The following is a 14,349-nucleotide window of genomic DNA, read 5'->3' as shown; positions in this document are numbered from 1 at the left end:
GCAAGCGGGCGGGCGCTCCGAGCCGCTTGGGCGAGGAGAACGAATGAGTGACGTGCTGGTCTGGATCGACTGTGAGATGACCGGGCTGGACCTTGGCCGCGACGCGCTCGTCGAGGTGGCGTGCGTCATCACCGACAGCGAGCTCAACCAGCTCGACGAGGGCGTCGACGTGGTCATCAAGCCGCCGCCCGAGTCGCTGGAGCAGATGTCGCAGGTGGTCCGCGAGATGCACACCGCCTCCGGGCTGCTGCCGGAGCTCGCGGGCGGGGTGACGCTGGCCGAGGCCGAGGCGCTCGTCCTCGACTACATCCGCCGCCACGTCCCCGAGGCGAAGAAGGCGCCGCTGTGCGGCAACTCCATCGGCACGGACCGTACGTTCATCTCGCGCGACATGCCCGCGGTCGACGCCTTCCTGCACTACCGGATGATCGACGTGTCCTCCATCAAGGAGCTGGTGCGACGCTGGTACCCGCGCGTGTACTTCGCGGCGCCGGAGAAGCAGGGCGGCCACCGGGCGCTGGCCGACATCACGGAGAGCATCAGGGAGCTGCGCTACTACCGCGCGTCGGTGTTCGTGGCCCAGCCCGGCCCCGACTCGGCGACGGCCCGCACGCTGGCGGAGCGCGTCAGCGGCTGACCCCGCCCGGCCCGGCCGGGGATCGCGTGTGAGCGGGTGAACACGTGTCGGTGCGTCGCCGATGGCGAAAAGACTCCCGAACACCGCTACACTTTTCCTGTGCCGCCTCACGAGGCGGCCATGGTGGGTGTAGCTCAGTTGGCAGAGCGCCAGGTTGTGGTCCTGGATGTCGAGGGTTCAAGTCCCTTCACTCACCCCGAGCGCACGGCCGGTCCCCAGGGACCGGCCGTTGCCGTTTTTCTCCTTATCGTCCCCAAACCATGACAATGCGAGTTATGCTCGCTGTCTACCGCTAACGCCGGAAGCACGGGGGCATCGGCGATTCTGACCGTCTGCGCGCCCCCGGAGGCCGGATGAGAGTCGACGACGCAGCGTTCGAAAGCGTGTTCACGTCCTTGAGCAAGCGCGAGGCCGAGGTCATGGACCTCATCGCCACGGGTCAGTCCAACGGCCAGATCGCGCGCCGTCTCTTCCTCAGCGAGAAGACGGTCAAGAACCACGTCAACCGCATCTACGCCAAGCTCGGCGTGGACTCGCGCGTCACCGCCATCGGCCTCTGGCTGTCCCGCAGCGGCTGAGCCGGGTGCGCCGCCCCTCTCGTCCGGACCTGAGACGAGGTGCGCCTCGTGGGCGGCGATGGCCAGGTGGACGCGGGTCCGGGCGTCGAACTGGGTCAGCAGGTTGCTGACGCGCGTCTTCACCGTGCTGAGGCTGACGCACAGGCTCCGGGGCTGAGGCTGCTGACACACAGGCTCCGGGCGATCTCCGCGTCGGACAGACCCCGGGCCACCAGGACGAGGACCTCAGGCTCGCGTTCGGTGACGTCCAGGCCGCCGGGGCCGGCCGCGGCGCTGCTCGGCGACCCGGAGGTGCCCGTGCTGGACGAGCCCGCCAACGGGCTCGTTCCCGAAGGCGTCCGCCGGCTGCGCGGCCTGCTCAAGCCTTTGGCCGCCGAGGGCCGCACGGTGCTCGTGTCGAGTCACCTGATGATCGTTCTCGACCGAGGGAGGCTGCGTGCCGACGCCGGGATCGCCGAGCTGGGACGTCCGGGCACGTCGCCGGAGGACGCGTTCGTGGACGTCATCGGAAGGAGCGCGCCGTGAGTGCGGTCGCCGCGGAGTGGATCAAGCTGCGGACCCTGCGTTCGACCTGGTGCGCGCTGGGCACCGGCGTCCTCGTGTCGCTCGCGCTCACCGTGCGGGGCGTCTCCACCGTCATCGCGCGCCGGGATCCGGCCCGCACGGGCGACCAGGCCGCCATGGGGATCATCGTGGCCGTGTACGTGGGGGGTCCTGGCCCGGCTTCCGTTCGGCATGCCGGGCGCGATGACCATCAGCGGCGAGCACGCGTCCGGCATGATCGACACGACATACGTCGCCACGCCGTCCAGGGCCCGCGTGCTGATGGCCGAGGCGATCGCGCGATCCTGCGCAACGGGGCCGTGGCGACCGCGGCGCTGATGGCGATCATGCTCGCGCGGTCGCCGTCAGACGGTGTAGCCGCCGTCCACGGCGAGGGCGGTGCCGGTGATGTAGCGGCCGCCGGGACCCGCCAGGTAGGCCACCGCCGCGGCGATGTCCTCGGCCTCGCCGTAGCGTCCCAGGGCGGTGAGGGAACGCTGGAAGTCCGCGGTCTCGCCGTCGGCCGGGTTCATGTCGGTGTCGATGGGGCCTGGGTCCACGACGGTGGCGGTGATCCCGAGCGGTCCCAGCTCCCGGGCCAGCCCCTTGGTCAGCCCGACGAGCGCCGACTTCGCCATCGCCTGCACGACGAAGTTCGAGCCGGGGACGCGCCCGTTGAAGCACGACCCGACGCTGATGATCCGCCCGCCGTCGCCCATGTGGCGGGCCGCGGCCTGGGCGGCCAGGAACACCGACCGGACGTCCACCGCGAGCGCCCGGTCCAGGTCCTCGGCGGACACCTCCGCCAGCGGGCCGTAGGCGAGGAAGCCCGCGTTGTTCACCAGGATGTCGATGCGGCCCAGCTCGCGTACCGTCCGCTCCACCGCCTCCGCCGCGGCCTGCGGACGGGTCAGGTCGGCCTGGACGACCGCGGCCCTGCCGCCGTCGGCCTCGATCCCCTTGGCGACCTCGCGCGCCTGGTCCGCCGCCTGGACGTAGGTCAGCGCGACCGCCGCCCCCGCGCCGGCCAGCCGTCGCGATATCGCCGCGCCGATCCCGCGGCTGCCACCGGTCACCAGCGCCACCTTGCCGGTCAGGTCACTCATGTTGCTTCCTCCATGGACGGTGTGCTCGTCGTGCCGGCATGGTAGAAGTTGACATCAATGTCAGATTCAAGTCGTCGTCAGGCGAGGTGAGGGCATGCGGATCGGCGAGCTGGCCCGGCGCACCGGGGTGAGCGAGCGTTCCCTGCGCTACTACGAGACACAGGGGCTGCTGCGCGCGCAGCGCACCCCCGGCGGCCACCGCGACTACGGCGAGTGGGCGGTCGACCGCGTCGTCCGCATCCAGACGCTCTACGCGGCGGGCCTGAACAGCGAGAAGATCGCGCAACTGCTGCCCTGCATGAAGGACGAGGACGGCCGTCCGAACGAGGTCGCCACCCCGAAGCTGGTCGACGAGCTCACCGCGGAGCGCGCCCGCATCAACCGCATGATCACGGATCTGATCCGCTCCCGCGACGTCCTGGACGAAGTGATCGACACGGCGTCGGCCGTCACGTCCGGACCCCACGCCTGAACCAGGGAACGGGTCCGCACGCCCGAACCAGGGAACGGGTCCGCACACCCGAGCCGGGGAACGGGTCCGCGCCGGACGTCGCGCCGGGGTGTCTCGCGTGGCGCGCCCCTCACGCCGCGATCGCGTGCTGAAATAGCGAAGGTGTGACAGCTCGCAGCGAGCGTGTTGTGATATGCCCGCTTTTCCGGCTTGCGCGGACTTTGGACCGTATATGTCGGGCAAGAGAGCTGCCGCCATCGCGAGACGCCCAGCTAACGGGACGAAAGGTAAAACTACCGCACATAGCGACTCCCAACGTACGGATCGGCCGCGAACCCGGCGCCGTCCGCGAGAAAAGGGACGCCGCACACCATCCCCGAGAACCCCTGAGACCGCAGCGTCAACGCCCGGCGAACGATGCCTGATCCTTCGGTAAGGCTCGTGTGCCGCGCGGAGCGTCGCGAGACCCGGCACATATAACGGGTTCCGTAGTGAACATGTCGCTGAATATTCCGGGCGAAATGTTCTATGGCCCGCACTACCGTCTCGGGGAGTCCGAAATGGCAGAAAAAGTCAGGAAAACGATATTCGCGGCCATGGCGGTGGGAGGTGGGATCGCCTTCGGGACCGCGGGGCTGGCCACGGCCGTCGCGCACACGGCCGCCGCCGTGCAGGCGACCACGGTCACGCACGGGCCGCTGCTCGGCCCGCAGTACCCGCCGTGCCCCCGCTCCGACGGCGGTGACATCAACGTCAACGCCTGCCTCGACAACAACAACACCAGCGACAACGCCAACGACGCCTTCGCCGACGCCGTGGCCGTCGACCAGGGCGACGACGACGAGCAGACCAACGCGTCCACGACGAACGGCCAGCAGTCCGACAACGCGGACCTCGGTGACTTCAGCCAGCTCGACGTCCTGTCGAACTCGTCCGCGCCCCAGCCGCTCACGGACCTCGTGACGCCCGGTTGCGACGACGAGTCCTGCACGTCGTCGGCCTCGTCCCAGAACGGCGAGACGGTCGCCGGCGGCATCAGCACCGGCGAGGACGAGGACGGACCGGCCAACGACCCGGCCGGGATCGGCGTCGGCGGCGACAACGACATCTCCGGCGACCTCGGGGACTCGGGCGTCAACCCGCTGGACGACGACGAGGACGAGACGGACGAGTCCGACGAGGACGAGGACGACGTCACCCCGACGCCCACGCCGCAGGACATCGACAAGCACTTCACCGTCGACCTCGGCCCGTGGGACGACGGCCCGTGGGGCCACGGCCCCGACGGCGGCTGCTTCGAGGTGGAGTGCTGGAAGAAGGAGGCCGGTCCCGAGCTGCCGATGACCGGCGCCGACGTCCGGCCGATGGTGGCCGCGGGCACGGGCCTGCTGCTCGTCGGCATCGCCGGCACCGTCATCGCCGTGAGGCGTCGCCGCTCCTCCGATGCCAAGTAAGAACCTCCGTCAGTCAAGCAGCAACCGGCGCCGGCTCCTCGTCGCCGGGCTGCTGGGCCCGGCCGCGTGTCTCACGCTGGCCGGCGCCTGGGAGGCGCGTCTCGGCCTGGGCGTGCGCGAGCACCTGCAGGCCGCCAGGGACGCGCTGGAACGGCTCCCCGCGAGCGCCCCGCACCTCATGGGCGAGGCGCTCGCGGACGCCCGCCGGCACGCCGCCGAGGCGCACCGGCTCACCGCCGGCCCGGACTGGTCGTTGCTCACCCACGCCCCCTTCCTGGGGGACGGCGCGACGGCCGTCCGCGGCCTGGCGGACACCGCCGCCGAGCTCACCGACGTCCTCGCCACCGTCCATCAGGCCGGCGGCGGACTGGTGCGGCCCGGCGGCTTGTCCATGCGTGAGGTCCCCCACCTGCTCGGCGACCTCAGCGTGGCCGCGCCGAAGCTGCGGGCCGCCGCCGACCGGATCGACCGGGCCAGGCAGTCGCTGGCCGCCACCCCGGCGGCCACCGGCCTGGCCGAGCTGGACACGGCGCGCGCGAGCGCCCTGCGCGAGACCGACCGGCTGCTCGGCTACCTGCGCGCCGGGGCCGGCGCCGCCACCCTGCTCCCCCCGATGCTGGGCCACGACGGCCCGCGCCACTACTTCCTGGCCTTCCAGACCAACGCCGAGGCCCGCGGCACCGGCGGGCTCGTGGGCGCCTTCGGCATCCTCAACGCCGGGCGCGACGGGATCGGCATCACCCGGCTCTCCGCCAACAACGCCCTCCCCCGCACCTCCGCGCCCGTCGTCGACCACGGCCCCGCCTACCGTGCCCGCTACGGGCCGGGCGCGGCCGAACTCCTGTCGATCTCGAACCTCTCCCCGCACTTCCCGTACGCGGCGGCCACGTGGACCGGCCTGTGGCGCCGGCACACCGGCCAGCGGCTGGACGGGGCGATCGCCACCGACCCCGTCGGCCTGTCGCGCATGCTGGAGCTCATCGGCCCGGTCAAGCTGCCGAGCGGCGAGATGGTGACCGCCCGCAACGTCGTGGACCTCACCGAGCGCGAGGCGTACGCCCGCTTCGACGACCCGCGCCGGCGCAAGCGCTACCTCATCAAGGTCGCCGGGGCCGTTGTGGAGGCCATGTTCCAGGCCCGTCCCGACCCGTTGAAGGCGGTCTCCGCCCTGTCGCGCATGGTGGAGGAGCGGCGGATCCAGGTGTGGAGCCGCCACGAGGCCGAGGAGCGCCGCCTGGCCGCCACCCCGCTCGGCGGGGTGCTGCCGAGCGCGCCCGGGCCGTTCGCCGGGCTGGTCGTCAACAACTCCGCCGGCAACAAGCTGGACTACTACCTCGGCCGCTCGCTGGAGTACCGGCTCGGGCGGTGCAACGGCGGATGGCGCGCCTCGCGCGTGCGCGTGCGGCTGGACAACGACGTGCCGCGCCGCAGGCTGCCGGCCTACGTGACGACCCGCCTCGACTCGCCGGAACGGGAGCACGCCGAGGGCTCCACGCTGCTGTGGGTGTCGATGTACGCGAGCGTCGGCTCCCGGCTGGCCGAGGCGCGGGTGGACGGCACGCGGATCGAGCCCATCCGCGAGGTGGAGCGCTCGCACCCCGTCTACTCCACGGTGCTGGAGTTCGCCCCCGGCCAGGCGCGCACCCTCGACTTCACGCTGCTGGAGCCGGCCTCGGCGGCGGCGCCGGCGGCGCCGGTGCAGCCGCTCGTCCGGCCGCAGACCACGACGATCCTCCAGGACCCCGGCGGCTGCGCCGCCGTACCGGAGAGCTGATGACAGGCGGCACCGTGACGGGCACCTTCCGCATCCTGTTCGTGTGCACCGGCAACCTCTGCCGCTCGCCGCTGGCCGAGCGGCTGGCCCGCGCCGCCCTCGGCACCGGCTTCCTCGTGGAAAGCGCGGGCACCCGCGCCGCGCCGGGCATGCCCATGCCCGAGCACGCCCGGCGGGCGCTGCTGCGGCTCGGCGGCGACCCGTCCGGCTTCGCCTCCCGGCCGCTGACGGCCCCACTGGTGGCCGGGGCCGACCTGGTGCTGGCGGCGACCGTCCTGCACCGGGCCGAGGTCGTGGCCCTGCACCTGCCGGCGGCCACGCGGGCGTTCACCATCGCCGAGTTCGGCGTGCTGGCGGCCGAGGCGGACGGCGACGCCGTGGGCCGCGAGCGCGACCCCGTGCGCCGGGCCCGGACGCTCGTGGACCAGGCCGCGGCGCTGCGCGGCCTGGTCCGTGTGGATGATCCCGACATCGCCGACCCGTACGGCCGGTCCCGGTGGGCCTACCGGGCGGCCGGGCGCCGGATCGCCGAGGCGCTGGCGGCGCCGTTGCGGCTGCTCACACCCCCACCGGCGCCTTGACCTCGACCTGCTGCGCCTTGGACTCGTAGCCGTAGCCGTAGCCGTAGCCGTCGTAGCGGCTGGCCTTGGCCGGCACGAAGTTCAGCACCGTGCCGACGACGCGGGCGCTGACCGACGCCAGCAGCTCGATGCCGCGCACCACGTGCTCGTGCCGGGTCCGGCCGTACCTGGCGACCAGGATGGTCCCGTCGCACAGGGCGGACAGCGTGGCCGCGTCGGTGACGGGCAGCAGCGGCGGCGCGTCGATGATCACCATGTCGTAGTCCGCGGTGAGGTCGGCCAGGAGCTGCCGCATGCCGTCGGAGCCGAGCAGCTCGCTCGGGTTCGGCGGGATCTGGCCGCACGGCAGCACGAACAGGCGCGGCTCCCCCCACGTCTGGACGACGCCCTCCAGGCTGACCTTGCCGATGAGCACGTCGGTCAGGCCGACGCCGCCCTCGATGCCGAAGTAGTCGGGCAGCCGGGGGCGGCGCAGGTCGCCGTCCACGAGCAGGACCCGCCAGCCGGCCTGGGCGAGGGTGATGGCCAGGTTGGAGGAGGTGGACGATTTGCCCTCGTTGGGCAGGCAGCTCGTCACCACCAGCGACCTGGGCTTGCGGTCGACGCCGATGAACTGCAGGTTGGTGCGCAGCGACCGGAACGCCTCGGCCCGGGACGAGCGCCCCTTGCGGCGCACGACGAGCGGGTGGCGCTTGGCGTCCCGCTCGTAGCCGATGATGCCGAGCGTGGAGCTGCCGGCCGCCTGCTGCAGCGCGGCGCTGTTCTTGATGGTGGTGTCCAGGCGGTCGCGCAGGATGAGCGAGCTGACGGAGACGACCAGCCCGATCAGCATGGCGACCAGGACGTTGACCACCGGCATGGGACTGACCGGCGTCCTGGGCACCTGGGCGTCGTCGACGACGGTCACCTTGACCGTGGGCCTGCTGGTGGGCGTCGGCCGCTCGATCTGGCTCACCAGCCGCGCGAACTTGGTGCTCAGGGCGTTGGCCAGCGAGGCGGCCCGCTCGGGATCCTCGTCGGTGACCATCGCGCGCAGCAGCACGGTGCCCGGCACGACGTCGACCGTGATGTTCTGCTGCAGCCGGGCCACGTCGTCGGGCGTGGTCACCTGGCTCACCATGCGGCGGCTCGTGAGCAGGTTGGCGTAGGAGTGCACGCCCTGCGACAGGGTGCTCACCTGGTAGGCCGGCGAGAAGCCGCCCTGCTTGTCGTGGCTGGAGAACAGCATGGTGGTCGTCGCCGCGTACTTGGGCGGCATGTTCGCGGTGATCACCAGTGCGGCGCCCACCGAGACGACCAGCGACAGCAGGATCAGCCACCAGCTCTTGCGAGCCAGCCGGATGAAGGAGAGCAGGTCCAAGAGATCATCGCCGCCTTTCGCGGATTCGTGGAGGGTTGTCGAGGGCCCGGCGCGGCTGGTGGACGTTCACGCCCTGGAGCAGGGCGACGGCGGCCACCGCCGTGCCCGCCCCCACGATCGCCGCGGTCAGCGGCGGCACCAGGCCGACGACCATGGACGTGCACAGCGCGCCGGCGAGCATGGCGATCAGGCCCAGCACCACCGCGACCAGACGGGTGTCGAAACCCAGCCGGCGCAGCCGGTGCGAGACGTGGTCGGTGCCGCCCGCGAGCGGCGAGCGTCCGGCCCGCAGCCGCGACAGGAACACCACGCCGGTGTCGACCGTCGCCACGAACGTCGGCAGCAGCAGCCCCGCGACCACGGTGTCCGGGCCGCGCCCACTGACCAGGACGATGGCCGAGCAGGTCAGGCCGAACCCGATGAACAGCGAGCCGGAGTCGCCCATGAACATCTTGGCCGGCGCCCAGTTGTGGGGCAGGAAGCCCAGCGCGGCGCCCGCCAGGACGGCGAGGAAGAGTCCCAGGGCCGGCTGCGTCAGCAGGAACGCGATCGCCGCCAGGAACGTGGCCGAGGCGGCCGTCACCGCCCCCAGCGCGCCGTCCATGTTGTCGAGCAGGTTGAAGGAGTTGGTCACCACGACGATCCACACGATCGTCAGCGGCGCGTCCGGCCAGCCGCCGGTGACGGTGAGCTGGACGCCGCCCAGCACGACGCCGGTGGCCGCCACCGTCTCCACGATCAGCCGCGTGAGCGCGGGCAGCGAGGCGATGTCGTCGATGAGCCCGAGGGCGGCCACCGCGGTGGCCGCCAGCAGGATCGCGGTGAGCCGCCGGTCGGCGAGCCCCGCGACGGTGACCGTGGTCACGACCGTGACCAGCGCGATCGCGATGCCGCCCAGGTACGGGGTCGGGCGCGCGTGGGCCTTGTGGCCGCCGGGACGGTCGGTGAACCCCCACCGCAGCGCCAGGCGTTTCAGCGGCACGGAGGTCAGCGCCGTGAGGACGCAGGCGGCGCCGCAGGCCGCCGGCGTGAGCACGCCGCTCACGGCATCGCCACCGCGAGCTCCTCGCGCGCCTCCCTGACGACCTCCGTGAGGATCTCGTCCAGCGTGCGCCGCGGCGTCCATCCGGTCAGCTCACGGATCTTGGTGGTGTCGGGCACCCTGCGGACCATGTCCTCGAAGCCCTTGCGGTAGGCCTCGTGGTACGGGATCAGGTCGACGCCCGAGGTGGATCCCGTGTGCTCGATGACCAGCTTGGCCAGCTCCAGGATGCTCACCTCCTCCGCCGAGCCGATGTTGAAGGTCTGGCCGACGGCCGCCTCGTCGCCGAGCAGCCGCAGCAGGGCGTCCACCACGTCGAGCACGTGGGCGAAGCACCGGGTCTGGGTGCCGTCGCCGTGGACCGTCAGCGGGACCCCGGCGAGGGCCTGCCGCACGAGGCGCGGGATGACCATGCCGTACGCCGGGCTCTGCCGCGGTCCCACGGTGTTGAACAGCCTGACCACGATGGAGGGCAGGCCCCGCTCGTGGTGGTAGGCGTTGGCCAGGATCTCGTCCACGGCCTTGGCCGTGCTGTACGCCCAGCGCACGACGCCGGTGTTGCCGAGGATGCGGTCGGCGTCCTCGCGCAGCGGGCCGGTGGAGTTCTTGCCGTAGATCTCGCTGGTGCTGGCGACGAGGATCTTCTTGCGGTAGCGGTGCGCCGCCTCGATGACGTTCTCGGAGCCCCTGATGTTGGTCATCAGCGACCTCAGCGGCTGCTCGACGATCAGCTTGACGCCGACGGCGGCGGCCAGGTGGACCACCACGTCGCACTCGTGGACCAGCTCGTCGACGATCAGCTCGTCCAGGATGGAGCCGCGCACGAAGCGCAGGGCGGGGTGCGGGCGCAGGTTGTCCCGCCGCCCGGTGGACAGGTCGTCGAGGACGACCACGGAGTCGCCGCGGGCGAGCAGGGCGTCGGTCAGGTGCGAGCCGACGAATCCGCTGCCGCCCGTTATCAAGTAGGTGCACGTGGCTGCGTTGCTCATGGTTTCCCCTCTGGACACGATCGTTGGCTGCGGTTGGCGGCGCTTCACGCGTGCACGCCGGGGCTCGCGGTCATCGCCTGCCGGAACCAGGCGACCGTCATGCGGAGCCCGTCCTCGAGCGAGACCGGCCGCACCCCGGGGAACAGTTCGCGCAGCAGGTCGGGGGATGCCTGCGACTCCCGGATGTCGCCGGTGCGCGGCGGGAGGAAGGCGGCGTCGACCGGCCGGCCGAGCACCGAGGCGAGCACGTCCTTCAGCGTCAGCAGCGGGACGCGCGTGCCGAAGGCCAGGTTGACCGGCTTGGCGCTGGTGACGCGGCGCACGATCGCCTCGCACAGCACCTGCGTCACCGAGCCCACGTAGGTGAAGTCGCGGGCCTGGTGTCCGTCGCCGTGGATCGGCACCGGGGTGCCCTCCAGGACCGCCGAGACGAACGCCGGGATCACGGCCGCGTAGGCGTGCCCCGCGGGCTGCAGGGGGCCGTACACGTTGAAGAAGCGGAACGGCAGCACCGGCAGGGCGAAGCTGGAAGCGTACGCCAGGGCGTACGCCTCGGTCGCCAGCTTGCTCACCCCGTACGGGCTGAGCGGCCTGGTCGGCAGGTCCTCGTGCTTGGACGGCGCCGCCGAGTCGCCGTACACCGAGGACGACGAGGCGAGGATCACGTGCGGCCGGGCCGGCCGGCACGCCTCCAGGACCCGCAGCGTCCCGGTCGCGTTGACCTCGTGCGAGGCCAGCGGGTCGAGCAGGGACCGGGGCACCGACGGGCGCGCGGCGAGGTGGACGACGGTCGTGACGTCCGCGACCAGGTCCGCCAGCGTGTCGGCGTCCAGGATGCTGCCGAGCACGAACTCCACGTCGACGCCGTCGAGGTTGGCCAGGTCGCCCGTGCTCAGGTCGTCGAGCACCGTGATGCCCGCGATCTCGGGCCGCGCCGCGAGCGCCCGGCACAGGTTCGCGCCGATGAACCCGGCGCCGCCGGTTACCAGGACTTTCACCTGTTCTTCCCTCCTGTAGTTGCACGTCGATCCCGGCGGAGCTCGGCCAGCGATCGGTATAGGGCCTCGGTGTCCGCCACGAGGCGGTCCACGTCGAACGAGGCGGTTGACCACCGGCGGGCGGCCTCGCCCATCCGGCTCGCGAGCAGGGGGTCGGTCAGAAGCCGGACGGTGTGCTCCGCCAGCTCCGCGGAGTCCATGCCGGCCAGCAGTCCCGTGCGGCCGTCCTGGACGACCTCGGCGACGCTGCCCACCCGGGTGGAGACGACCGGCGTGCCGGCCATCTGGGCCTCGATGAGCGTGAGCGGCGTGCCCTCGTTGTCGGAGGTCAGCAGGACCACGTCGGCGGCGGCGTAGATCGTTTCGACGTCCTTGCGCCAGCCCACCAGGTGGAAGGCGTCGCGGGCGGGCGCGATGTCCTGCTCCAGCCGCTCCTGCAGCTCGCCGCCGCCGCAGACGACGAAGTGACAGCCGGGCACCCGGCGCAGCACCTCGTGCGCCGCCTCGGCGAACCGGTCGGGCCGCTTGACGCCGGTGAGCCGTCCGACGTAGGCCACCACGGGCGCCTCCGGCGGCAGGCCCAGCTCGCGGCGGGCCTGGAGGCGGTCGGGGACGGACCCCAGGCGGACGCCGGGCGGGATGACGGTGTACTGCTCCGGCCGGCCGATGCCGGCCCGCAGCAGGTCGTCGCGCACGCGCGCGCCCACGGTCACCAGGCGGTCCGACATGGACGCGAGGACCCGTTCGGAGCGCACGTACACCGCGCGCTTGGCGCCGGAGAAATAGCCGTCGAGCAGATGCCCGTGGAAGACGTGGGCCCGGGCCGCGCCGACGCCCGCCAGCGTGGCCGCCACCCGCCCGAGCGCGCCCGCCTTGGCGGTCCGCGTGTGGACGATGTGCGGCCGGAAGGCCCGCATGGCGGAGACCAGCGCGAACAGGGCACGGCAGTCGTCCGTGGGCCGGACCGAACGGCCCAGGCCCGGGATGCGGTGCACCCGCACGCCCGACCGCCGCAGGCCGAGGTGGTCCCCCTCGTCGTCGCCGACGTGGCCCGTGTAGAGCCGGTGTGCGAAAACGTCCGGGTCGAGCCGCTCGGAAAGTCCCAGCACCTGAGTCGCGGGGCCGCCCACGTTCATCCGGGCGATGATTTCCATGACACGAATCCGACTGTCCGGCTTCATGCGGCTCCTAGAGGACGAATCTGGCTCACGTCCGCGAAGCTAGCTGCGGTATCGGCGATTTCGGCTTACGGCGTCGCGGTCAGTGGTGAAATGTTTTCTCGCTCCCTACCTGGCCGTTATCTCGGAGAGTCGGCACTTACTCTCCTTGGGATTTGTGGGGCTTCCCCGGACAAGCAGCGCAGCAGGAAAGCCGCCTTACCGGAAAGAGTCGGCCAAGCGGGGTAATCAGCACGCCATGGAGACACTCCAGGAAGTGATGTGCGCGGCCCCCGCCGCTAGCGTCGTCGTCGCCGACCCGCCTGCCGGCGGTCCGGTTCGGCTTCTGGGCATCGGAGCAAGGTGCTCAGATGGACGGAAAGTCGCCTCCATGGAACTCGTCATCGTCGCGGCCGCCGCCGTGGCCCTCATCCTGCTGGTCAACGCGCATCTGGACGCGCCGGCGGCCCGGCGCGCGATGCCCGTCCTGCTGGCCGCGTTCGCGGCGCGCCTGGCCGTCCACGTGCTGGTGGTGCGCTCGGGACTCATCGACTACGGCGGCGACAACCTGGGCTACGAGGTCCGCGGGATGATGATCCTCAACTCCTGGAAGTTGGACGGCTTCCATTTCGTCACGGCCGCGGACATGGAGATCCTCGGCACCGCGGCGGTGCCGTGCAACATCTTCGCGCTGGTCATGTTCCTGTGCGGCGGCCAGGCGCCGCTGGCGTGCACGGCCGTGGTGGCGCTGCTGGCCTGCGCGCTGTGCGTGGTGATGTACCGGATCGCCCGGCTGATCGGGGCCGACGAGCGGGCGGCGTACCGGCTGCTGCTGGTGACCGCCTTCACTCCGGCGTTCCTGCTGCACACCTCCGACACCTACAAGGACGGGTTCAACGCGTTCCTCGTGGTGGCCTGCGTCGGCATCGGCGCGTCCGTGGCGCAGCGGTTCAGGACGAGCGTGCTGCTGCTGGCCGCGCCGCTGCTGTGGTGCCTGTGGCACGTCCGCCCGTACATGGTCTTCATGGCGGTGATCCCGATCGTCTGCGGCGTGGTGGCCTCGAAGTCGGCGTTCTCGGTGCGCAAGCTCTTCGCCTTCGGCGCGCTGCTGATGGCCGCCATGCTGTTCGTGGGCGGCGTGTACGAGAACACCCCGCTGGAGCTGGCCGAGCGGCAGATGGACCAGGGACAGTCGGAGGCCGTCATGCGCTCCAACGCCGAGAACGCGTCGGGGGTGCACTTCGACGACGGCGGCGACCGGTGGAGCGGCCTGGGGATGAAGGTGGTCTACACGCTCCTGTCGCCCTTCCCCTGGGAGAGCGGCAGCCTCACGCTGCAGCTGGGAAAGATCGACGTGGTCATCTGGTACATCCTGCTGTACGGCGCGATACGGGGCGGGCGGGAGCTGTGGCGCCGGGACCGCAGGACGCTCCTCATCTTCCTGCTGTTCCTCGTGCCGGGGACGATCGCCTACGCGACCACGATGGCCAACATCGGACTGATCTTCCGGCAGCGCCTGCCCATCGTGCTGGTCGCGAGCCTGCTCGCGGCGGTGGCCTGGACCCGGTCCGCCCAGGACCGGTCGCCCGCTCCACCGGTGGAGCCGGACGAGCTGGAGACGGCCGATCCGGTCCCGCCCGCTCCGGCACGGCGCTGAGCAGGCGCTGAGCAGGCGCTGA

14 protein-coding genes and 1 tRNA gene are annotated in these 14,349 nt (G+C 71.8%); 9 read left to right on the top strand and 6 right to left on the bottom strand.

The genetic code is table 11. The annotated features are described in order from the left end of the window. Positions 1 to 43: 43 nt before the first annotated feature. From orn to HTZ77_RS46875, 4 genes are all read left to right on the top strand, one after another. On the top strand, positions 44 to 637 hold the full coding sequence (gene orn, locus HTZ77_RS34480; RefSeq protein ID WP_175593923.1) for an oligoribonuclease: 594 nt from the start codon (positions 44 to 46) through the stop codon (positions 635 to 637). Positions 638 to 760: 123 nt separating this feature from the next. Then, positions 761 to 833, top strand: a tRNA-His gene (locus HTZ77_RS34475). A gap of 187 nt (positions 834 to 1,020) precedes the next feature. Then, positions 1,021 to 1,215, top strand: coding sequence for a helix-turn-helix domain-containing protein (locus tag HTZ77_RS34470; protein WP_328808935.1), 195 nt, complete (start codon positions 1,021 to 1,023; stop codon positions 1,213 to 1,215). Between the two features lie 240 nt (positions 1,216 to 1,455). Beyond that, positions 1,456 to 1,740, top strand: coding sequence for an ATP-binding cassette domain-containing protein (locus HTZ77_RS46875; RefSeq protein ID WP_407940610.1), 285 nt, complete (start codon positions 1,456 to 1,458; stop codon positions 1,738 to 1,740). Between the two features lie 383 nt (positions 1,741 to 2,123). On the opposite strand, the gene HTZ77_RS34460 is transcribed toward HTZ77_RS46875, so the two are convergent. After that, entirely contained in the window at positions 2,124 to 2,864 is a 741-nt protein-coding gene (locus HTZ77_RS34460) for an SDR family NAD(P)-dependent oxidoreductase (RefSeq protein WP_175593921.1), read from the bottom strand. 94 nt (positions 2,865 to 2,958) lie between these two features. Here HTZ77_RS34460 and HTZ77_RS34455 point away from each other — a divergent pair, with 94 nt between their 5' ends. The 4 genes from HTZ77_RS34455 to HTZ77_RS34440 all read left to right on the top strand — a co-directional run bounded on the left by HTZ77_RS34455 (position 2,959) and on the right by HTZ77_RS34440 (position 7,124). Then, the gene (locus HTZ77_RS34455) at positions 2,959 to 3,336 is read left to right on the top strand and encodes a MerR family transcriptional regulator (protein ID WP_175593920.1); all 378 of its coding nucleotides are present in this window, start codon (positions 2,959 to 2,961) and stop codon (positions 3,334 to 3,336) included. A 575-nt stretch (positions 3,337 to 3,911) separates the two neighbouring features. Continuing rightward, entirely contained in the window at positions 3,912 to 4,769 is an 858-nt protein-coding gene (locus tag HTZ77_RS34450) for an LPXTG cell wall anchor domain-containing protein (RefSeq protein ID WP_175593919.1), read from the top strand. Then, the gene (locus tag HTZ77_RS34445) at positions 4,759 to 6,543 is read left to right on the top strand and encodes a DUF4012 domain-containing protein (protein ID WP_175593918.1); all 1,785 of its coding nucleotides are present in this window, start codon (positions 4,759 to 4,761) and stop codon (positions 6,541 to 6,543) included. Before HTZ77_RS34450 ends, HTZ77_RS34445 begins: the two co-directional genes overlap by 11 nt. Further along, entirely contained in the window at positions 6,543 to 7,124 is a 582-nt protein-coding gene (locus tag HTZ77_RS34440) for an arsenate reductase/protein-tyrosine-phosphatase family protein (RefSeq protein WP_175593917.1), read from the top strand. The genes HTZ77_RS34445 and HTZ77_RS34440 overlap by 1 nt, the downstream gene beginning before the upstream one ends. Here the strand turns inward: HTZ77_RS34440 and HTZ77_RS34435 are convergent. From HTZ77_RS34435 to HTZ77_RS34415, 5 genes are read right to left on the bottom strand one after another with little or no spacing between them, the layout of a single operon-like run. Continuing rightward, positions 7,102 to 8,484, bottom strand: a complete 1,383-nt coding sequence (locus tag HTZ77_RS34435) for a polysaccharide biosynthesis tyrosine autokinase (protein WP_175593916.1) — start codon at positions 8,482 to 8,484, stop codon at positions 7,102 to 7,104. The two genes, HTZ77_RS34440 and HTZ77_RS34435, sit on opposite strands and share 23 nt — an antisense overlap. 4 nt (positions 8,485 to 8,488) lie before the next feature. Next, on the bottom strand, positions 8,489 to 9,529 hold the full coding sequence (locus HTZ77_RS34430) for a glycosyltransferase family 4 protein (RefSeq protein WP_175593915.1): 1,041 nt from the start codon (positions 9,527 to 9,529) through the stop codon (positions 8,489 to 8,491). Beyond that, a complete protein-coding gene (locus tag HTZ77_RS34425) occupies positions 9,526 to 10,515 on the bottom strand; it encodes an NAD-dependent epimerase/dehydratase family protein (RefSeq protein WP_175593914.1) in 990 nt (329 codons plus the stop codon). Before HTZ77_RS34425 ends, HTZ77_RS34430 begins: the two co-directional genes overlap by 4 nt. Before the next feature lie 44 nt (positions 10,516 to 10,559). Continuing rightward, complete coding sequence (locus HTZ77_RS34420) at positions 10,560 to 11,513, bottom strand: NAD-dependent epimerase/dehydratase family protein (protein ID WP_175593913.1); 954 nt, start codon at positions 11,511 to 11,513, stop codon at positions 10,560 to 10,562. Further along, entirely contained in the window at positions 11,510 to 12,667 is a 1,158-nt protein-coding gene (locus HTZ77_RS34415; protein WP_235995590.1) for a glycosyltransferase, read from the bottom strand. Before HTZ77_RS34415 ends, HTZ77_RS34420 begins: the two co-directional genes overlap by 4 nt. A gap of 394 nt (positions 12,668 to 13,061) precedes the next feature. Here HTZ77_RS34415 and HTZ77_RS34410 point away from each other — a divergent pair, with 394 nt between their 5' ends. After that, on the top strand, positions 13,062 to 14,327 hold the full coding sequence (locus HTZ77_RS34410; protein ID WP_175593911.1) for a hypothetical protein: 1,266 nt from the start codon (positions 13,062 to 13,064) through the stop codon (positions 14,325 to 14,327). The last annotated feature ends 22 nt before the right edge of the window (positions 14,328 to 14,349 follow it).

This window comes from Nonomuraea montanisoli (genome assembly GCF_013363975.1).
GTDB classification, from domain to species: domain Bacteria; phylum Actinomycetota; class Actinomycetes; order Streptosporangiales; family Streptosporangiaceae; genus Nonomuraea; species Nonomuraea montanisoli.
This window is presented reverse-complemented; position numbering and strand designations above follow the sequence as displayed.